Below are 19,311 nucleotides of genomic sequence, written 5' to 3' on the forward strand. Positions count from 1 at the left end.
TCACCTGAACAATGAATTTTGTCAAAACAAAAACTGCATCAATATCTTACAAATTATCCCAGCTTGCCTAATTTTTTGTATTCGTCCTGGAAATAGTATAGCTTTTTATCCGAATTTTGGATTTATGAATTATTCAGGTTAACATTCACCCTGGAGTGTTTTTCCTGAATTCTTTCTCGAGCAGGTCGGCATGCCTGACCGCGCTGGAGGCCCAGTGAAGTTTTATTTCAGACTCTTCATCTTCAGTGAGTTGCCATCCGGCATTGGATTGTCGCAGCCTGGCGGTCAGATGATGAAGGAACAATGCGGCTGAAACAGAGATATTCAAACTTTCGGTGAAACCAAACATAGGGATCCTGACATAACTGTCGGCATAACCCATGGCTATGTCAGTCAAACCTTTAAGTTCAGTACCGAAAACCAATGCTGTTTTTTGATCCAGAGGCAGGTCATAAACAGAATAATCGTCTTTGTGAGGACAGGTGGCCACGATCATATAACCTTTTTTCCTGAGGGAGCTAAGACATTCCTCTGTATTATGCTCAGCATTGTTATATTTATGAACGGTGAGCCATTTGTCCGATCCAAGAGTGACATCGGGGTTAATCCTGTAAGGATTTTGATTTTCAATGATGTGAACATCCTGAACTCCGAAACAATCACAGGTCCGCAGCACAGCGCTGGCATTATGAGGCTGGTAAATATCTTCCAGCACCACAGTCAGGTATCGTGTCCTGTTTTTAATAATGTGCTCGAATTTGCCTTTCTTGTTTTCGGAAATAAATCCGTATAAATAATCAAGAAATAGTTTCCTGTATTGAAGTTCTGTGAACTGCCCGTACAAAAGAAAAGGTATTTACTATATGTGAACTTATTCAGTAACATAAAAGAGGCTGTCGATTGCCAGCCTCTTTTATGGTTTTGTAACAGGTTTACTTCACGGTCTTCTTTAATTCTGAACCTGCCCTGAAGTGAGCTACTTTCTTTGCAGGAATCTTGATGGTTTTTCCTGTCCGGGGGTTTCTGCCAGTGCGGGCAGCACGTTTGGCCACATGGAATGTTCCAAAGCCCAGTAAGGCGACACGGTCACCTTTCTTTAAAGCTGTAGATGTCGCTTTCACGAAAGCTTCCAGAGCTTTCTTGGCGCTAGCCTTAGTAATTTTGGCTTCTGATGCAATTGCTCCGATTAGTTCTGCTTTGTTCATAGTGTTTGGTATTAATTAATACTGCTGTTTAAAAGCAAAACAAAAATATGTAATTATATTATTAAAAGCAAGAAGAATTAAAAAGCGAATGATTTCATTAGGCTGATACTACCGTACCAAATAAAAAATCATGGATGCTGTGTTTTATCTAAAAAAAACCTACTTTTGCAAAAATTTTTGATATATGGTTAAAAAGAAGGAAAAGGCTGAAGAACCCATTCATAAAGTAGAAGAGGCGCTAAGCAGGACAGAGCTTATCATAGAACAAAACCAGAAGATCATTTATATTGTCGTTGGTGCCATAGTCGTGCTTGCTATTATATTCTTCGGATACAAGAAATTATACCTTGCACCAAAGGAAAAAGAGGCTGAATCACAAATGTTTATGGCCGAAAAATATTTTGAGAAAGATTCCATCAACCTGGCTCTAAACGGCGACGGTAACTACCTGGGTTTTCTGAACATTATTGATGACTATGGAATGACGCGTTCGGGTAACCTGGCAAAATACTATGCGGGTGTTTGCTACCTCCGCCTGGGCGAATTTGAGAATGCTATTGACTATCTGGAAAAATTCAAAGGTAAGGATGCAGTCGTTTCGTGCATGGCACTGGGAGCCACAGGAGATGCTTACATGGAGATTGGGCAAACCGACAAGGCCCTGGATTGTTACCTCAGGGCTGCTGATCATAATAAAAATGAATTTTCGACACCCATGTTCCTGATGAAAGCCGGACTAACCTATGAGCACCTGGGCAATTACGCCGAAGCACTTAAGCTCTATGAGCGGATAAAAAATGACTTCAGGAAAAGCTTTGAATTCCGTAGCATCGATAAGTATATTGCCAGAACAAAAGGCTTTCTGGGCAAAGAATAAGGTTTTTTCTTTTAAAAACTGAAAATACCTGGTCATGCGGCCGGGTATTTTTTTTATCTTCGACAATTAAAATCGGCTATGTCGCTTAGGATTATATATATGGGTTCGCCGGAATTCGCCGTGGAACCGGCCAATCTGCTGCTGAATAACGGATATCAGGTCGTGGCGGTAGTGACTGTCCCCGATAAACCTGCCGGCCGCGGTCAAAAAATCTCCATATCACCGGTGAAGGAGTTTGCCCTGCAGCATCATATACCTGTTCTTCAGCCTGAGAACCTCAGCGATCCCCATTTCCTTGAAACCCTGCGGTCATATCATGCCGACCTGAACATCGTCGTGGCTTTCCGCATACTTCCCGAAACTGTATGGGCTATGCCACCACTGGGAACTTTTAACCTTCATGCATCCCTTTTACCGCAATACCGGGGTGCGGCACCCATAAACTGGGCTATCATCAACGGGGAAACCGAAACAGGTGTCACAACCTTCTTCCTCGACCATAAAATCGATACCGGCAGAATCATCTTCTCCGAAAAAATTCCTATTGGCCCTGATGAAACGTTTGGCGAACTCCACGACAAGCTTAAGGTTGCCGGTGCAGAGCTGGTGATTAAAACCGTCAGAGCTGTTGAAATGAATGTGTATACCTCAACAGACCAATCCTCTATGACAGACATTGGAGCCATGTTAAAAAAAGCGCCAAAAATCCATAAAGAAGACTGCCGCATTAACTGGGATATGTCTGCCATACACATCTGCAACCTGATCAGGGGCCTCAGCCCCCAACCCGGCGCATTCACTGAACTGGTGTCACCCCATGGTGAACATTTTTTTATCAAGATATTCAGAACATTCGCCATCACCACCGCCCATGATCATCCTCACCGGCAGATCATCACCGACAAAAACAACCAGTTTGCTGTGGGAGCGAAAGATGGTATCATTTACATCAGTGAGTTGCAGGTGGCATCCAGAAAAAAAATGACCACCGGGGAATTCTTAAAAGGATTCCATCTGACTGATGAATGGAGGATTAGCTGATGTTATCCTTCCTATGATAATCAGGCATTTCAGACCGGAGTTATTAACAAAACCCTTGTTTTATTAACATTTTCGGGGGTTGCAGCTCTGAAGGTATTGATTTCTCAGATAAATCAATTATCTTTGTTACGTTCTTCTTCAAAGAAATTGTACTAATTTAAAACTATTGAAAAATGAACAAAGCTGAATTAATCGAAGCCATTGCTTCAGGATCAGGCTTAACCAAAGCTGATGCAAAAAGGGCATTGGATGCTTTCATAGGCGCCACTTCTACTGCTCTGAAAAAGGGCGATAGGGTTGCCTTAGTAGGATTTGGTTCTTTTGCTGTAGCAAAACGCGCTGCAAGAAAAGGAAGAAATCCACAGACCGGTAAAGAAATCAAGATTGCTGCCAAGAAAGTTGTAAAATTCAAAGCTGGTAGCGAACTATCGGGCCATGTAAAGTAATCCGCTCCTGGAAGGCTTGAACCCGTCAGTATCTTTAAAACAGATCGCTGACGGGTTTCTTTTTTAATATAAACCGGTACGGACGAAGCGCATCCGCACCGGAATATTGTACCCCCACTCTCGTTGTAACCTGGATATCACTGTTTGTAACCTTAATTTTTCTGTCCTCCAGCCAAATTTTATGAATGCCTTCTGACAGGTTATTGTCGGTGAGGGAGATGCCCGACTGGCTATAGTGAATGCCCAACGCCTTTGTCACCTTACCCGGGCCATTGGCAAGTTCCCCGGCTTTGCAGTCCCTCCCGGCATGCAACAGCATGTGGCTAATGCCATGTGTCGGGAATATACCCCTTATCAGTACTGCATCAGGTATGTCCTTTCTGTTGGTCACAATATTGAACATGGAATGCACACCGTAACATAAATACACATAAGCTACGCCACCTTCGGCAAACATCACCTCCGTCCGTGGCGTCCGCCGGCCATTAAAAGCGTGCGACGCTCTGTCATGAATGCCTTTGTAAGCCTCTGCCTCGGTGATGATCCCTCCGCAGTACAGTCCATCACGAAAAGTAAAAATATATTTCCCAAGCACCTGCCGCGCAATCTTAACCACATCATCACGTAAGTAAAATTCCTTTTCTATAACCATGGTATCAGCTTATTTATGCCACATGTACCTGTTCTCCGGGTCTTTTATGACCTGTTCATTATCCAGGAGCCAGCGCACCACGTCAAGCACAGTATTTTCCTTCAGTCCTCCTGAAGCATCGACCAGCTCCTCAAGGGTGCAAAACCTCCGCAGGAGATGAGGCTTGATCCTGGTCACCACCTGTTCAAAATCCTCTTCTGAAACCCCGGTTTTATGATGTCCGATACATACATCGCAACTGCCACAGGGCCTGCCCTGTGTTTCACCAAAATAAGCTATCAGCTGCTGGCTGCGGCAGAGTGATATATTCTTCAAATAACCCATAACCGCATCAAGCCTTCGCTGTGCAGATTTCTTCCTGTCATTGTAGTTTTTATCACTGATGATAACATGCAGGCTGTCCAGCCGGTGATCAGTAAAAATGATCTGAGGCTTCGTCGTTTGATGAACGTAAGATATGAGTCCGGCGTGGTACATCTCATCCAGGTAATGGACCGTATTCTCTTTTGACTGGCCGGAACGCCGGGCAAGCTCGCTTTCGCTGATCTTCACAAAATCGCTGAAAAGCCCACCGTACGAACGCAACAGAGTCTTTATAAAGTTGTCGAGAAGCGCATGCTCCACCTGATACTGGTAAAGAGCCTCCCTCCCGGCTCTGATATATACTTTCGAAGGCTCATTTAGCGTCTCATTCAGAAGGATATATCCCTCCTTCTCAAGAAATTTTAATGAATTATATACCGTGACCGCATCAAACTTATAATTCCGGCAAAACTCACTGAGTTCAAATTCAAAAACCTGGTCTTTACCACTGCCTGCCGGCAACTGAAAATAATTGCCCAGTGCGTGATACACAGCTTTGATGGTCTTGGGCAGCGGATAGGTTAAAGAAAGGTTATGCCGTGCATCAGAGAGGTCGGACTCATTAAAAAGAAGTACAGCATATGACTTTTTACCATCTCTGCCTGCCCTGCCGGCTTCCTGGAAATAGGCTTCGATACTGTCAGTAATGTCCATGTGCACAACAAAACGCACGTCAGGTTTGTCAATGCCCATGCCGAAGGCATTCGTGGCGACGATGACACGGTTTTTACCTGCGATCCAGGCATCCTGCTTTTTGTCACGGACAGAAGTATCCAGTCCGGCATGGTAGAAATCGGCCGTCACCTGGTTCTTATTCAAAAGATCGGATATCTCCTTTGTCTTACGGCGATTCCTGACATATACGATGCCTGATCCCCTCACTTTTTTGGTGATCTTCAGCAGACGGCCATATTTATCTTCCTCTTTGAAAACAAAGTACACCAGGTTACTCCTTTCAAAACTGCCTTGAAAAACATTTTCAGTCCGGAATTTCAACTTGTCCTGTATGTCTTTTACCACAGGCACAGTAGCCGTTGCCGTCAATGCCAGCACAGGTGAAGCAGGAAAGAACTCGCGTAAAACGGCTATTTTAAGATATGGTGGCCGGAAATCATAACCCCATTGCGAAATGCAATGTGCTTCGTCGATGGCTAAAAGGGTCACTTTCATCCTGTGCAGGTTCACCTGAAAAGCCTCCGATTGTATCCGCTCCGGCGACAAATAAAGAAATTTCATGTTGCCGTAAATGCAGTTGTTTAACACCACATCTATTTCGGAGCTGTGCATCCCGGAATGAATGGCAGCAGCTTTGATACCTTTCCTGCGCAGGTTTTCAACCTGGTCGCGCATCAGTGCGATAAGAGGTGTAATGACCAGGCACATGCCTTCTATAGCCAGTGCAGGCACCTGGAAACAAACCGATTTGCCACCGCCTGTCGGCAGAAGAGCCAGGGTGTCCTTTCCTTCCAGGACAGAGTTTATGATCTCCTCCTGTAATGGCCTGAAGGAGGCATATCCCCAATAGTTGCGAAGAATATCGTGTATCGACAAAACCGTAAAGCTTTTCTTTTCTTTTACTATTACAATAATAACAGGAAATTCAATAAATTCTTTCTGTGTCGCAGAATAAATTATAAACATCCCTGGTGATTTTAATAATTTTGCCGGGATTTCTCATAAATAAATATATGCGTATCTTCTTCATCGGATACATGGGCAGCGGCAAAACACAAACCGGCAGACTCCTCGCTGAAAGGATGAATCTTGAATTTCTGGACATTGACCATCTCTTCGAAGAAAAATACAGAATCAGCATCAGCGCTTTTTATAAAAAGTATGGCGAAGAGCTTTTCCGTACCCTGGAACACAAGCTTCTCCGCGACAATCTTCACCACGACAATATGGTGATGTCGGTGGGTGGCGGAACACCATGTTTTCATGACAATATCCAATTGATGAACGACCATGGTATCACGGTTTATTTAAAAGTACCGGCAGAAGAGCTTTATCATCGTCTCTCGACATCCAGAAAGTCCAGGCCAATGCTCTATAATAAAACTGACGAAAGCTTAAGAACGCATATCTTTAATCAGGTTGCTGAACGGCAATTATTTTATGCTCAGGCAAAAATAACAGTGGAGGAAAAAGGGCTGGATATCGGAAAACTTGTTGAAATGATCAGCGCGTTTAATAAATAAGGCAGGTCGACAGTAGGCAGTTGGCAGTCGGCAGTCGGCAGATTTGCGGTATCTGAGTCTTTAGACCTGAAGACCTGATACCTCAAGACCTGTAACCTGTAACCTATAACCTGCAACCTGCAACCTGCAACCTGCACCTACACCTTTTTCCTGAGCAATAAAGCCACATTCTCCACATGATGCGTATGAGGGAACATATCGATGGGCTGGAGCTTTTCAATCCTGTATAAATCTTTCATCAATGCGATGTCCCTTGCCTGGGTGGCAGGATTACAGCTGATATACACGACTTTTTCGGGTGACAGGGATAATATCTGCCTGACCACCTTTTCGTGCATACCTGCACGTGGCGGATCGGTGATGATCACATCAGGTTTGCCGTTGGCACTGATAAAATCCTCATCAAGTAGTTTGGCGATATCACCTGCAAAAAACTGTGTATTATGAATATCATTAAAAATGGCATTATCCCTGGCATCCTCCACTGCCGATGCCACATATTCCAACCCGATGACTTTTACGGCGTTAAATGACAGCATGTTGGCAATGGTGCCTGTGCCGGTGTAAAGGTCATACACCAACTCCTTTCCGGACAGGCCTGCAAAATCGTGGATGATATGGTAAAGCCGGTGAGCCTGCAAGGGATTGGTTTGAAAAAATGACACCGGGCCAATCCTGAACCTGATGGTGCGGTTTTTATTCCCGGGCACAGGCATAGTCTCAATGATATATGGCTGGCCACTGAATAACCTGATCTCCAGGTCAGAGATGATGTCATTTCTTTTCTCATTGATGACGAACATCAGCGAGGTGATGCCGGGGATTGTTGTGGACAAATATTCCAGTAATTTTCTGATCCGTTTTTCTTCATACTGCCTGAAAACGAGGATAGTCATAAGGTCATCGCCGGTGGTGGTACGGATGATCAGGTTGCGCAGGAATCCCCGCCAGTTTCGCACATCGTAGAAATCAAGATTATTTTGTCCGGCATACTCTTTTACTGCCAACCTGATGGCATTGGAAGGATTCTTTTGCAGACAGCACCTGTTAATGTCGAGCACCCTGTCGTATATGCCGGGCACATGAAAACCCGCAGCGTTCATTTCACGCGACAGACCTGCTGCCATATCCTGTGCTGTGAGCCACCGTCTGTTCGAAAAAGTGAATTCCAGTTTATTCCGGTAATATAACGTCTCAGCAGATGGTAAAATAGGAGATATTTCAGGTACGTCCAGTTTGCCTATTCTGGTGAAGCTATCGACGACCTGCTTTTGTTTATAATAAAGCTGATGTTCATAGGCCATGTGCTGCCAGGAACAGCCGCCACAAATGCCAAAATGCTCACATACCGGTTCAATGCGTTTATCTGACAGGACATGAAAATGGATAGCGTTACCTTCAAGATAGGATCTCTTGTCTTTGGTGATCCGGATGTCAGCTACATCACCGGGCGCTGCATAAGGCACGAAGACCACAAGGTCATCTATTCTTGCGACAGCTTTCCCTTCGGAGCCGGCGTCAGTTATCTCGACTTTTTCGTAAATCCGGTTTATTTTCCTGTTCATTGTTCAGCCTGGTACTGGATCGTACTGGAATTTTGTACAAAGATCGCAAAGAATTGCCCATCTGTAAAAAATACATTTTAATAGAATACGGATTAAACGGATTAAACGGATTGTCACGGATAAAGGGATAGAAGTTACCTTTTTCTATTTCCGTGAATCTCCGTGAATTTCCGTGTAATCCGCGTTCCATTATTTGAATATTTTTAAAATGATAATAGCCTCATTTTGCAAATGAATTTAAAATATTTTATATTTACCAATTCATAAAATTTGTGATGATCCACATCGTCAACTGGCTCGAAGTACATAAGCTGCCGTGTCTGTATGAGAAATACCTGGGTGTCCCCTGTCCCGGGTGTGGCATGCAGACTGCTTTCATCCACCTGTTGCGGGGGCAGGTCATGGAAAGCCTGAAGACTTATCCTCCTCTCATCCCGTTGCTGATAGTCATGGTTTTTCTCATACTTCATTTGTTTTTCAGATTCAAACTCGGCGCTGTCATTATAAAAGTTTCCGTGATTATTACAGCCTCCGTTATGGCAATAAATTACATTTTTCATTTATTAACACTCTAATAACATCATCTTATGGAAAACCAGGAATTTCAAGGCTCCCAGCAGCAAAACCAGCCACCGTTCACATCTCCTCCCTACAAGATACCTGTTCCAAATTCAACAGCAGTACTTGTCCTGGGAATATTATCAATCGTCGTATGCTGCTTCTTTGGCTTGATAATGGGAATCATAGCTCTCGTCCTTGCTTCAAAAGGCAGGGCACTATATGATGCCAATCCGCAGCTATATACGGAGACTTCTTTCAATAACATGAAGGCCGGCAGGATTTGTGCGATAATCGGGTTGGTACTCAATGCCATGGTGACAATATACTACCTCATCGTCTTCCTGATCGTCGGAACAGCAATGACATTTTTGCCATGGGATATGTTTAACACATAGTAGATGTTGTGAGAAGAATGATGAAATGTAAAAGTAATCCAGTGACCTCCTAAGACGGGTCAAGTAAAACCTGAGGTTTGGATTGAATAGAGTTTGGCATTTTGTTTTTGGAATTTATTTGGTGTTTGGTGCTTGAGATTTGGGATTTCAAGTATTCCATTAGCCGTATAAAAGTTAAAACTACTAATAATGAAGATATTATCGATTGAAAAGATCCGGCAGGGTGATGCCTATACCATCGAAAACGAGCCCATTGCCGATATTGACCTGATGGAGAGGGCTGCGACAGCCTGCGTCAAATGGCTGACCAAAAAGCTGGGAAAGACCACCAGCATCAAGGTCTTTTGCGGCATGGGCAATAATGGTGGCGACGGGCTGGCTATCGCAAGGCTTCTGGCAGGAAAAGGCTATACCGTTGAAGCTTACGTGCTCCGTGTCATCCAGAACATGTCGCCCAGCTGCCAGGTAAACTACGACCGGCTGTTTAAAATGCCCGGTGTCAGGATGTACGACCTTACTGGCGAAGAGGAATTGCCTGAGATCGTCGGCGAAGATGTGATCATCGACGCCATCTTCGGCTCCGGCCTGTCAAAACCGGTGAAAGGATATGCCGCTGAGCTTATCGACCACCTCAACAAAAACAATGCAGTGGTAATCGCTATCGACGTGCCGTCAGGATTGTTCTGCGATGAGACCAATACGCTGAATAAAGGCGCTATTGTCGAAGCCGATTTTACGCTCACCTTTCAGTTTCCGAAGCTGGCATTCTTTTTTCCGGAGAGCTTCAAATATGTCGGACTGTGGAGAATACTTGACATTGGTATTCATCCTGATTTCATCGACACTGTCGACACCAAAAACCATTACATTGAACCGGCTGATTGCCTGGCTGTCCTTAGAGTCCGTTCCAAGTTTGATCACAAAGGTTTTTTCGGACATGCATTGCTGATAGCCGGCAGCTATGGCAAGATGGGCGCGTCGGTGCTGGCATCAAAAGCATGCCTGCGCGCAGGCGCCGGATTGCTCACCGCCCATGTCCCTTCACATGGGTATTCCATCATCCAAACTGCGGTACCGGAAGCCATGACAAGCATCGACAACTCAGAAACCCATTTCACCGGATTGCCCGACCTGTCGAAATATAATGCTATAGGCATTGGACCGGGCATAGGCACCGAAAAGGAAACCCGGAATGCTTTAAAGTTGCTCATTCAAAGTACTACAATGCCCATTCTTTTCGATGCCGATGCCATTAATATCCTGGGAGAGGAAAAGACATGGCTCTCCTTTCTTCCAAGGAATTGCATTTTCACGCCCCATCCAAAGGAATTTGAGCGGTTGGTGGGTAAGAGCGACAATGACTTTGAACGTAACAACCTGCAACGGGAATTTTCAATAAAATACAATGCCTACGTAGTTCTGAAAGGTGCCCATACCGCCATCACCTGCCCCGATGGTTTCTGTCTCTTCAACAGCACAGGCAATGCCGGCATGGCTACAGGCGGCAGCGGCGATGTGCTGACAGGTGTTATCCTGGGACTCCTCGCTCAAAACTACCATCCTAAAGAAGCTGCCATACTGGGTGTGTACCTCCATGGTCTCGCCGGCGACATGGCAGCTGCGAAAAAAAGCATGGAAGCTCTGATGGCTTCCGATATCACCGAAAACCTCGGAAGAGCATACAGGAAGTTGGTGAGCGGAAAGGATTGATGGTTCTCAGGTCTTCAGGTTCTCAGGTACCAGGTCTGCCGACCTGTAGACCTGCCGACCTATAATCATGCCACTTCACCCATATCCAAAACATCCATGGCTTTTTCGACCACTTCTTCCTCAACCCGCAGGTTGTCGATGATGAAATTCTGTCGTTCTGGGGTGTTTCTCCCCATATAAAACTCCAGGACATCATTGATCAACATGGATTTATGAAGGATGACAGGGTCCAGCCGCATGGAAGGGCCGATGAAATGCTTGAACTCATCGGGCGATATCTCGCCAAGGCCTTTAAAACGTGTGATCTCCGGTGAGATTCCCAGTTTATTGATAGCATCGGCTTTCTCCTGTGGGGAATAACAATAATAGGTCTCTTTCTTATTGCGCACCCTGAAAAGCGGGGTTTGAAGGATATATACATGCCCGGAACGTACAAGGTCGGGATAAAACTGCAGAAAAAAGGTCAACATCAGAAGCCGTATGTGCATGCCATCCACGTCGGCATCGGTGGCGATGACGATATTATTGTACCTCAGGTTATCGAAGCCCTCTTCTATATTCAGGGCGGTCTGCAGCAGGTTGAATTCCTCATTCTGGTAGACGATCTTTTTGCTCAGGCCATAGCAGTTCAGTGGCTTGCCTTTCAGGCTGAACACAGCCTGGGTGTTGACATCGCGCGATTTGGTGATGGAGCCGCTCGCCGAGTCGCCCTCTGTGATGAACAGTGTAGTTTCAAGCCGGCGCTCATCATCATCGGTATAATGAATCCGGCAGTCACGCAGCTTTTTATTGTGCAGGCTGGCCTTTTTGACGCTCTCCTTCGCCAGTTTCTTGATGTCGGCAATCTCCTTGCGTTCTTTCTCCGACTGCAATATCTTGCGGTACAAGGCTTCGGCAGTGTCGGGGTTGATATGAAGGTACTTATCGAGATTCCGCTTGACAATGTCGTGGATATAATTCCGGATGCTCTGGCCATTGGGTTCGATGCACTGCGAGCCCAGCTTTGTCTTGGTCTGCGACTCAAACACCGGCTCCTGCACTTTAATACTCAGTGCAGCAAAAATACATGAACGTATATCATCGGTGTCGAAATCCTTTTTGTAATATTCACGTATGGTCTTGACAATTGCTTCGCGGAAGGCAGCCAGATGCGTACCACCCTGCGGGGTAAACTGCCCGTTGACGAACGAATGGTACTCCTCGCCATAGAGCTTGGCGCTATGGCTAAAAGCAAATTCCATGTCATCCTCTTTAATATGAATGATTGGGTAAAGTATGGCATTACCGTTAATAATCCGGTTCAGCAAGTCAAGCAGGCCATTTTTAGCCTGGAACTTCTGGCCATTAAAAATGATAGTCAGCCCGTTGTTCAGGAAGACATAATTCCACAGAAGCTGTTCGAGATATTCATGGATATAATGGAAGCTGCCGAAAAGTTTTTCATCAGGCACGAAGGTGACGATGGAACCCGTCTGCAATTCCTTTTCTTCAAGAAGTTCCTCTTTTATAAGCTCTCCCCTTTCAAACTCCGCTATTTTAGCAGCCCCATCGCGTATCGATTGAATTCTGAAGCTGGATGACAGGGCATTGACGACCTTTGACCCGACGCCATTGAGCCCCACGGCTTTTTTAAAGACCCTGGAGTCGTATTTTGCACCGGTATTGATTTTGGAGACGCACTCCACCAATTTTCCCAGCGGTATGCCGCGGCCATAGTCCCTGATGATCACCCGCCTGTCCTTGATGGTGACTTCTATGGTTTTTCCAAATCCCATCAGGTACTCATCAACGGAATTATCGATGATCTCCTTGACGAGGACATAGATACCATCGTCGTGCGATGCGCCGTCGCCAAGCTTGCCAATGTACATTCCCGGCCTCAGCCTTATATGCTCCTTCCAGTCAAGGGAACGTATATTATCCTCTGTATAATTCATCATCCCGTCAAAGATTTTTACAAATGTAACTATTCGGATGGACTGATATTCAAGGGATGCAGGAAATTTGTAAACAACCCCTGTTAATAAGCCTCATCCTTTTGCAGGGATAATAATTCAGATTAATCGGCACACCAGTTTGTTTGGAATTTAATAACTGGAATTTATTTGGAACCTGGAATTTGGAATTTATTTGGAATCCCGTCCTTGTCGGGATTTCGCTCAGCTTCGCTTCGCTCAATTTGGTGCTTGAAATTTGGAATTTTATTTCTGTAGTATCCACAGCTCCGGCAGCTTATCCTCCAGCTCTTTTTTAGCTTTTTTTGCCTCTTCCAGTGAAGTATAATGTCCCACTGCCACACGGTATTTATTATCTTTTTTTAACACTTCCGTACTGGTATATCCCTGACTTACATACTGAGTGGCAACGCTTTTGGCTTTTCCCATCGTATCAAAGCTGCCGGCAATCAGGTAAAAAGAACTACCCGCCGACCCGGTACCGGTAGACCCGGCACCCGTAGACCCGGTACCCGCCGACCCGCTACCCTCTGCCCCGCAAACCACAGGAACACCAGCATTATCATTTTCCTCGCCAAACCACACCAATACATAGTCCTTGTATACCGCCACGCCGATGACTTTCCAGTACCTGGCTTTCCAACTGCCCCAGTTCAAGAGCATGTCGGACGAAATGTCGTGTGAGATCCACATGGTAAATGGTTCTGAAGGACCAGTGACATCCTTCTCCCAGTATGCCAGCTCATATCCTTTCCCTTTATATCCGGTGAGTTCCTTTGGTTTATTCCACATGCAGGCATACCGTGGGTCCTTATCACTGTAACAGCAGGCTGTCCACCGGCCCTGATCTGACCAGCTATGAAACCCACAGGGCACTTTGCACGGCTTATTGTGGAAAAGATCACGCGCATGGACATGAGCAACATAACACAGCGATTTCGACGGCTGCAATGCCCCAAGTCCGTTCGACTGCCTGTAGTTGTTGATCATTTTTATCAGCGAGTCCTCTGCGATTGTGATGCAAAAGTCGGCAGGCATAAAAGCAGCAGGAGACTGAGCCGGCATGGTCAGACTAAAATTAACAGACAAAATGATTATCAGCAATACCCTTGCAGACATTTTTCCGGATATTCATGAGTAACAAATATAGTAAATATCGTAAAATTGAGTATCCAATATCGAACATTCGAAGTAGAAGTTGAAGTGTAAGGCCAAGTAGAAGGCGAAATAATTTTCGAAGTCGAACAACACCTGACAGAAGAGCTTATTGCGAATCGTCTACTTTTGCTAGCAAATCGACAAATCCTAAATTGACTAATTGACTAATTTTCAAATTATCTAATTTTTCTCACAGCCCCGTAAGAGGCGCCAGTCAATAAAAAATGCACCGAACAAAAAAATCAGAGCCCTGAAAGAGCGGTATTAAGTAGCTCATAATGCATTTTTTTCCATTATTATGCATCAGGGATGTTTTTGTAATTTTGTTGGTTGTCAGGTTTCTGACAATTAAAACTGTTAACTGAGGAATGTGAAATTTACAGTGCATCATTATGGTTTATTGCAATTCATTCCAGATTCTGGAACTGTATCGTTAAACCTTTTACGGACATCCATTTCATCACCTACAAACTACTGATTTAATCTTTAAAAATTAAGACTTATGAGACATTTATTACTGTTAATCAGCTTCTCTATGTCGTGCTGGCTTACGAGCGGACAGGTTGTTTTGTCCTATGAATTTAACAACTCACTCAATGAAACCAATGGATTGGGTCCTGCACTGACTATACTGGGCACAGAGGGGATCTTTGTTGAAGATACCCTGAATGAAATCGGCAGCTCTACAAAATGGGTTTACAGGTTTGATATAAATTGTGGGTTACAGTTCAACAATACACAGGCTGACGGATTCCTGGGTAAATCCTATACCATTGAACTTTATTTTCTTTTTGACGAGCTTACCAGCTGGAAACGGGTGGTAGACTGGAAAAACAGGAAAACCGATAACGGGGCATATGTTTACTATGGCCAGTTGAACTTTTATCCTTATATATACAGCGAGGAGGCTCCTGTTTTACCGGGAGAATACACCTATTATGTGGTAACACGCGATTCAGTGTCACAGGAGGTTATTTTATACACAGACGGACTGAACCAGATTCAATTCACTGATGAATATTCTGATGCCATACTCGATAATGAACAGGTGCTGAATTTCTTTCATGACGATCTCGTTGTACCTGATGAGGCTTCGTCCGGCACTGTAGCTATGCTGAAACTATACAATTATGTGCTTGATACAGCCACCATCCGACAACACTTTCAAAACCTGACAAGTCAGGTGTATGGCATCAGTGAATCAGACGCCCCCCACTCCCTAAATGTGTTTCCCAATCCTGCCTCTGACATTCTGCATGTCGGGTTTAGTGACATGAGGGATAAAGAAACATGCCTGATCAGATTAAGTACACTTTCAGGAAAAAAATTGATATCACAGGTTACCTCAGGTGACAAGATAGCTGTGATTGATATCACCCGGCTAATCAACGGATGTTATATTTTAGAAGTAAGCACAAGAACAAACCAATTTCATGAGAAAGTAATCATTCAGCATTAGATCATTGTGAAATTTATGTCCCCTACAATACCTGTAATGTACGGCTTCATGACAGGGGCGCTCATCATCATCATTGGTGCATTACAGATAGTGAAGATAAACCTATAAATCCCGGACTTTATTTGTTCGTCCTGAATACACAATCAGCAGTTTTATCAGAAAAAATTATTGTGATCGAGTGATTGGTTATCAAGCCTGCCAGCAAACATAAAATTGGTTTTTAGGGCGTTGAAGCACTTTCCTCTGTTTCAAATCACCACATAGGCAAGACTTGTCGGGAGTAAAGCACAATAGGATTAGAAAGTTGTAAAACACATTACAAAAGATTTACAAGCCGATTTCAAACCCAGCAGATGCCGGTGCCTTAATTTCGCATTCAAATCATCTAACCAAATCATTTAATTTGAAAATCATGAAAAAACTTATCTTCTTACTTATTATATTCATGCTCCAGTCGGAGTTTTGCATGAATAAGAACGGTTCTGCCGACAAAGAGGTGCAGAACGCATTCGAAACACGGATGAGCGGCCAGGTAGACCAGGCTAAAACCATCCTCGACAATGTTCTTAAAAGGGATTCTACCAACGCAATGGCCTATTATGAATTGGCCAGGATTAAGATGTACATGCTGACCGGAGGGAGCGATGTATCAATTGAAAATATTCTCTCACCCATCAATAAAGCGGTAGGGTTTAGCCCCCGAAATGTTACTTATGCTTATTTTAAAGCGATTACTACTTTCTTCAGGGCTTATATGGCCCTGGAAAGTGAATCCGAAAAAACAAAAGATTACATATCCGAAACCTGTCAGGAGTTCGAGAAAGTATTGAAGTTAAACCCTGATCATAAAGAGGCCATGTTATATCTTGTAGAAATATATGGTATGCTTCCTAAAGATATAGGAGGCGATAGCATTAAAGCAGCGATGTATGCCGGCAAACTGGAGAAAATGAATGCTTATTACGGTGCTAAGGCAAGGCTGGTATTGTCTTCTGAAGATACTGATCCAGTGAAGTACTGGCAGGATTATCTTGCCGGACACAAAAAGGATGCTGACATCCTGGCGGAGCTGGACAAAGCCTGTTTATACAAGGACGATCCTGATCAGGCGGAAAAATATATGAATGAGGCTATAGCGCTGGATCCTTCGAAGAACATCCTCCTGCTCGATCTTGCACGGTACCATATGATGAAGGTCATGGGAAACAAAGACCTGGCCGCTGTGGAATTACCCTTATCGACACAGTATTTTGAAAAATACATCAGCAGCACACCTGCACCTGTAGTTCCATTGCATGCATATGCCATAGGTTGTTTGGCAAGAATCAAAATGTTTAGCGGAAATAAGGCCGAAGGTGAAAAGCTTATGGAACAGGCTCAATCGCTTGATCCCTATTTCTCCAGGGCTTTCGGTGTGCCCTCCCCCTTTCTGTTCGATCCGCCCGATAAGGCCAATAACCATTTTGTATCTTTTTTCAGACCGTTTTAAAATAAACGTATCATGATAATTCAATACATGCGATAAATTGATTATCTTAATAGAAAATTTGAAAACCAACTATAAGGAGGAAGAGTTATGTTAGAACAAATTCATAATCATATTACATCTGAATTACAGCAGAACACCCGGACGGATATCATCTTTATCCTGTCCTCGATATTTCTAAACCTGATAACGCTGGCGATCAATTCCGCCATGGTTGAAAAATCACGGAGTGATAATACCATGCTGGCCGTCATGTTCATTTTTGTTGCAATGATTTTACTGGTGAATATTGTGGCCATTTTTGGTCTGATTAAAGGGAAACAGACCCGTACAAAGTTGTTGTCGGGATTGATATCCATGTATAAAGACCAGAATGTTGACAAATATTACGACAAATCACTTCTGAGCAATTATAGTGTAAGATATAACCTTTTTATACTGGTGGTGGTTTGCACAGGGCTCATCGCGACTGTCGTTCCTTTTGTTATGAGGTGATCAGGCTGGATGTCCCGGTTCTTGCGGACTCCATTCTTATCCTGAATCAGTATAAGTACCATTCTTTAAACCTTCAGGATTTGCATTCTACTCAATTAATTGCTCATTTATTTGTGATTGAAACTCTCATAGCGTAATTTTGATACTACCTAAATATTTAATCAAAATTGCGCAGCGAGGACAATACCTACTTCGAATTGCTGAAAAAAAAGATCGTGGCTACCATGCAGCAATCAAATCCGGGGATCAATCCGTCCATTTCTGAATGGAAAGGACAGGAAATTGTAGACTTCCAGGAAGACCTGCTGAGAAAGGTGAATGCAAACATCAGCGAGAAGTGGTTTTATACGCATATCAAATCAGAACACCGGTCACTGCCACGGATTGATGTTTTAAATATACTTAGCAAATATGCCGGGTATGCAAATTGGGATGATTTTATTTATAACAACAGTGAACAGACCTATATACATACGCCGTTAAAAAAAGCGAACCGCTATTTTATCATCGTTCCGATTCTGGTATTGGTTTTCTTGTGCGCCTTTTATGGTTTATTTAAACTCTTCAGCACACGCGAGTATAAATTTTGTTTCTATGATGCAGATACCAGAGAACCTATTGCAAACACCATAATAGAAGTCAGTCTGTTGCTGGAGGGTGAATCCCCATTGAATTCTTTATGCAAGCCGAATGAGTGTTTTGTTCTTAAAACCGGTAAGAGTTATGTCAAAATGGTGGTAAAAGCACCTTATTATAAAACCGATACCATTTCACGTTTTCTGAATAAATTTAACCGTAATGAAATGGTTAGTCTTCATGCCAATGACTACGCCCTTATTATTCATTACTTTTCATCGATGAAGGTTGAGGACTGGCAAAACAGAAGGACACGCCTCGATAAAATAATTGATGACAGAGCAATGATATACCAGGTTTATAACGAAAAAAAGGCCATTGGCATGGAATTATATAATAAATGGGAGTTTATAGACAAACTGACTATTCCATCGGGCAGCCTGAAGCAAATTGAAATACTTGATACGAAATATAATGGAGATAAAATAATGGTTCTCCGGTTCAGGATTAATGAGAACTTATAATGAGAAGATTTTTAATCGTTTTTGCCCTTGCCCTTGCTTATTTGCTTTTGTGTTCAAAGGCCTGTGACGATAATGTTCAGGAAAATGAGAAGATGGAGCAGGACAAAGTAATTGCAGTAAGGGATAGCATCAGGGATGAATTTGAAGCCGATTATCTTTCCGAAGGATCATTATATGCACTTGAGGCAACTGCCAGGCAAAAGCTTTCAGACTTTGCTGATTATATGCAAATGATGGCTGACACAACGCTCGATAATTCATTCAAAGAAAAGGCCGGCGATATGATAAAGAAGATGTTCATTTCTGAAAATGTTCGCCTGCGTTTTATCCTGGAGCAAGGCAGAAAAGAAAAAAAACTGACAGTGAAGGAACTCCTGGCTGATGGACTCAGAACTCCTTATGCATCCGCACGGTTCATTTTCGATTCAGTAGAGGTTCAGGAACCCCTTCAGAGAATCAATACAGGCACCTTCTCAGGAAGGCTGAGCTTTTCTCAGAAATTTACCGGTTACTCCCTGCATGATACGCTGACCACCAACTCCGTAAGAACGAGGATAGATGTCTTCGTAACGAAAGTCGACAAGATATTCGGTGATGATACACTGAGTGTGTGGGGAGTCTTTTTAGGTGATATGAAATGAGAGA

At 43.7% G+C, this 19,311-nt stretch carries 19 protein-coding genes; 11 read left to right on the forward strand and 8 right to left on the reverse strand.

Annotated features, from left to right (window positions below):
* Nucleotides 1–145 precede the first annotated feature (145 nt).
* A complete protein-coding gene (locus tag NT175_10580) occupies nt 146–844 on the reverse strand; it encodes an RNA methyltransferase (GenBank protein MCX6235143.1) in 699 nt (232 codons plus the stop codon).
* Between the two features lie 88 nt (nt 845–932).
* Nucleotides 933–1,205 carry an HU family DNA-binding protein gene (locus tag NT175_10585; protein MCX6235144.1) on the reverse strand — a complete coding sequence of 91 codons (273 nt, stop codon included), beginning with the start codon at nt 1,203–1,205 and terminating at the stop codon, nt 933–935.
* A gap of 184 nt (nt 1,206–1,389) precedes the next feature.
* Between NT175_10585 and NT175_10590 the strand changes: the two genes are divergently transcribed.
* The 3 genes from NT175_10590 (at nt 1,390) to NT175_10600 (ending at nt 3,569) form a co-directional block, all read left to right on the forward strand.
* Entirely contained in the window at nt 1,390–2,082 is a 693-nt protein-coding gene (locus tag NT175_10590; GenBank protein MCX6235145.1) for a tetratricopeptide repeat protein, read from the forward strand.
* Between the two features lie 78 nt (nt 2,083–2,160).
* Complete coding sequence (gene fmt / locus NT175_10595; protein MCX6235146.1) at nt 2,161–3,123, forward strand: methionyl-tRNA formyltransferase; 963 nt, start codon at nt 2,161–2,163, stop codon at nt 3,121–3,123.
* Between the two features lie 173 nt (nt 3,124–3,296).
* Nucleotides 3,297–3,569, forward strand: a complete 273-nt coding sequence (locus NT175_10600; protein MCX6235147.1) for an HU family DNA-binding protein — start codon at nt 3,297–3,299, stop codon at nt 3,567–3,569.
* 34 nt (nt 3,570–3,603) lie between these two features.
* Here NT175_10600 and NT175_10605 read toward each other — a convergent pair whose 3' ends face one another.
* Together NT175_10605 and NT175_10610 are read right to left on the reverse strand one after the other, a co-directional pair.
* Complete coding sequence (locus NT175_10605) at nt 3,604–4,221, reverse strand: DNA-3-methyladenine glycosylase (GenBank protein MCX6235148.1); 618 nt, start codon at nt 4,219–4,221, stop codon at nt 3,604–3,606.
* Between the two features lie 9 nt (nt 4,222–4,230).
* Nucleotides 4,231–6,225 carry a RecQ family ATP-dependent DNA helicase gene (locus tag NT175_10610; protein ID MCX6235149.1) on the reverse strand — a complete coding sequence of 665 codons (1,995 nt, stop codon included), beginning with the start codon at nt 6,223–6,225 and terminating at the stop codon, nt 4,231–4,233.
* 47 nt (nt 6,226–6,272) lie between these two features.
* Here NT175_10610 and NT175_10615 point away from each other — a divergent pair, with 47 nt between their 5' ends.
* Entirely contained in the window at nt 6,273–6,782 is a 510-nt protein-coding gene (locus NT175_10615) for an AAA family ATPase (GenBank protein MCX6235150.1), read from the forward strand.
* Nucleotides 6,783–6,919: 137 nt separating this feature from the next.
* On the opposite strand, the gene rlmD is transcribed toward NT175_10615, so the two are convergent.
* Both rlmD and NT175_10625 read right to left on the reverse strand, forming a co-directional pair.
* A complete protein-coding gene (gene rlmD, locus NT175_10620) occupies nt 6,920–8,347 on the reverse strand; it encodes a 23S rRNA (uracil(1939)-C(5))-methyltransferase RlmD (protein ID MCX6235151.1) in 1,428 nt (475 codons plus the stop codon).
* A 203-nt stretch (nt 8,348–8,550) separates the two neighbouring features.
* Entirely contained in the window at nt 8,551–8,907 is a 357-nt protein-coding gene (locus NT175_10625; GenBank protein ID MCX6235152.1) for a hypothetical protein, read from the reverse strand.
* Nucleotides 8,908–8,934: 27 nt separating this feature from the next.
* Here NT175_10625 and NT175_10630 point away from each other — a divergent pair, with 27 nt between their 5' ends.
* Both NT175_10630 and NT175_10635 read left to right on the forward strand, forming a co-directional pair.
* Nucleotides 8,935–9,303 (forward strand): CCC motif membrane protein, encoded by a 369-nt coding sequence (locus NT175_10630; protein ID MCX6235153.1) that lies wholly within the window; start codon nt 8,935–8,937, stop codon nt 9,301–9,303.
* 189 nt (nt 9,304–9,492) lie between these two features.
* A complete protein-coding gene (locus NT175_10635; GenBank protein MCX6235154.1) occupies nt 9,493–11,013 on the forward strand; it encodes an NAD(P)H-hydrate dehydratase in 1,521 nt (506 codons plus the stop codon).
* Nucleotides 11,014–11,078: 65 nt separating this feature from the next.
* On the opposite strand, the gene NT175_10640 is transcribed toward NT175_10635, so the two are convergent.
* Nucleotides 11,079–12,953 (reverse strand): DNA topoisomerase IV subunit B, encoded by a 1,875-nt coding sequence (locus NT175_10640; protein ID MCX6235155.1) that lies wholly within the window; start codon nt 12,951–12,953, stop codon nt 11,079–11,081.
* A 261-nt stretch (nt 12,954–13,214) separates the two neighbouring features.
* The gene (locus NT175_10645; protein ID MCX6235156.1) at nt 13,215–14,087 is read right to left on the reverse strand and encodes an SPOR domain-containing protein; all 873 of its coding nucleotides are present in this window, start codon (nt 14,085–14,087) and stop codon (nt 13,215–13,217) included.
* A 541-nt stretch (nt 14,088–14,628) separates the two neighbouring features.
* Here NT175_10645 and NT175_10650 point away from each other — a divergent pair.
* From NT175_10650 to NT175_10670, 5 genes are all read left to right on the forward strand, one after another.
* On the forward strand, nt 14,629–15,585 hold the full coding sequence (locus NT175_10650; GenBank protein MCX6235157.1) for a T9SS type A sorting domain-containing protein: 957 nt from the start codon (nt 14,629–14,631) through the stop codon (nt 15,583–15,585).
* 412 nt (nt 15,586–15,997) lie between these two features.
* Nucleotides 15,998–17,074, forward strand: a complete 1,077-nt coding sequence (locus tag NT175_10655; protein ID MCX6235158.1) for a hypothetical protein — start codon at nt 15,998–16,000, stop codon at nt 17,072–17,074.
* A gap of 87 nt (nt 17,075–17,161) precedes the next feature.
* A complete protein-coding gene (locus NT175_10660) occupies nt 17,162–17,566 on the forward strand; it encodes a hypothetical protein (protein MCX6235159.1) in 405 nt (134 codons plus the stop codon).
* A 167-nt stretch (nt 17,567–17,733) separates the two neighbouring features.
* Entirely contained in the window at nt 17,734–18,666 is a 933-nt protein-coding gene (locus NT175_10665) for a hypothetical protein (GenBank protein ID MCX6235160.1), read from the forward strand.
* Nucleotides 18,666–19,307, forward strand: a complete 642-nt coding sequence (locus tag NT175_10670; GenBank protein ID MCX6235161.1) for a hypothetical protein — start codon at nt 18,666–18,668, stop codon at nt 19,305–19,307. Before NT175_10665 ends, NT175_10670 begins: the two co-directional genes overlap by 1 nt.
* The last annotated feature ends 4 nt before the right edge of the window (nt 19,308–19,311 follow it).

The organism is Bacteroidota bacterium, assembly GCA_026391695.1.
In the GTDB taxonomy this organism is placed as follows: domain Bacteria; phylum Bacteroidota; class Bacteroidia; order Bacteroidales; family JAGONC01; genus JAPLDP01.

Bases quoted from the DNA above. Each gene is read 5' to 3' on its own strand.
- rlmD (MCX6235151.1), bottom strand. From the start codon at position 8,347: ATGAACAGGAAAATAAACCGGATTTACGAAAAAGTCGAGATAACTGAC.
- NT175_10615 (MCX6235150.1), top strand. From the start codon at position 6,273: ATGCGTATCTTCTTCATCGGATACATGGGCAGCGGCAAAACACAAACC.
- fmt (MCX6235146.1), top strand. From the start codon at position 2,161: ATGTCGCTTAGGATTATATATATGGGTTCGCCGGAATTCGCCGTGGAA.
- NT175_10640 (MCX6235155.1), bottom strand. From the start codon at position 12,953: ATGATGAATTATACAGAGGATAATATACGTTCCCTTGACTGGAAGGAG.
- NT175_10650 (MCX6235157.1), top strand. From the start codon at position 14,629: ATGAGACATTTATTACTGTTAATCAGCTTCTCTATGTCGTGCTGGCTT.
- NT175_10660 (MCX6235159.1), top strand. From the start codon at position 17,162: ATGTTAGAACAAATTCATAATCATATTACATCTGAATTACAGCAGAAC.
- NT175_10600 (MCX6235147.1), top strand. From the start codon at position 3,297: ATGAACAAAGCTGAATTAATCGAAGCCATTGCTTCAGGATCAGGCTTA.
- NT175_10590 (MCX6235145.1), top strand. From the start codon at position 1,390: ATGGTTAAAAAGAAGGAAAAGGCTGAAGAACCCATTCATAAAGTAGAA.
- NT175_10605 (MCX6235148.1), bottom strand. From the start codon at position 4,221: ATGGTTATAGAAAAGGAATTTTACTTACGTGATGATGTGGTTAAGATT.
- NT175_10635 (MCX6235154.1), top strand. From the start codon at position 9,493: ATGAAGATATTATCGATTGAAAAGATCCGGCAGGGTGATGCCTATACC.
- NT175_10625 (MCX6235152.1), bottom strand. From the start codon at position 8,907: ATGAAAAATGTAATTTATTGCCATAACGGAGGCTGTAATAATCACGGA.
- NT175_10585 (MCX6235144.1), bottom strand. From the start codon at position 1,205: ATGAACAAAGCAGAACTAATCGGAGCAATTGCATCAGAAGCCAAAATT.
- NT175_10645 (MCX6235156.1), bottom strand. From the start codon at position 14,087: ATGTCTGCAAGGGTATTGCTGATAATCATTTTGTCTGTTAATTTTAGT.
- NT175_10610 (MCX6235149.1), bottom strand. From the start codon at position 6,225: ATGTTTATAATTTATTCTGCGACACAGAAAGAATTTATTGAATTTCCT.
- NT175_10670 (MCX6235161.1), top strand. From the start codon at position 18,666: ATGAGAAGATTTTTAATCGTTTTTGCCCTTGCCCTTGCTTATTTGCTT.
- NT175_10630 (MCX6235153.1), top strand. From the start codon at position 8,935: ATGGAAAACCAGGAATTTCAAGGCTCCCAGCAGCAAAACCAGCCACCG.
- NT175_10655 (MCX6235158.1), top strand. From the start codon at position 15,998: ATGAAAAAACTTATCTTCTTACTTATTATATTCATGCTCCAGTCGGAG.